This is a genomic window from Robertmurraya sp. DFI.2.37 (assembly GCF_029211245.1).
GTDB lineage: Bacteria > Bacillota > Bacilli > Bacillales > Cytobacillaceae > Robertmurraya > Robertmurraya methanolica_A.
The window spans coordinates 1-326 of record NZ_JARGEJ010000477.1 but is presented as its reverse complement, the minus strand read 5'-3'; the positions used below and the strand labels follow the sequence as shown (position 1 = coordinate 326).

The 326-nt window shown below is 33.4% G+C and carries 1 protein-coding gene; it reads left to right on the top strand.

The window, feature by feature from the left end; translation table 11 throughout:
- Positions 1-326 (top strand): helix-turn-helix domain-containing protein (locus tag PZE06_RS27375; RefSeq protein ID WP_275792299.1); only part of this gene is annotated, 326 nt, incomplete at both ends.

Genomic DNA, 326 nt, shown 5'->3' with positions numbered 1-326 from the left:
TGACACCTTTAAAAAATTGGGTAAAAGCATATAAAACTCAAGGTATGGAGGGGTTAAAAAGACGAAAAGGTAAGGAAGCATACTCTATTCAATTTAAACAGGATACGAAACAATTTATGAAAAAGACAGGCGCTTCTTATCTGGAAACTGCTAATCAATTTAAATTAAACAATCCTTCTTTAATTAATCGCTGGATGAAAGAGTTTAATGAACTAGGAGTAGAAGGCCTAAAACCAAAACCAAAGGGGAGACCTTCTATGTCTAAGAAACCTAACACCAATAAACAAACAAAAAAGGAAGAAAATAAGTTAACACGTGAAGCAGAG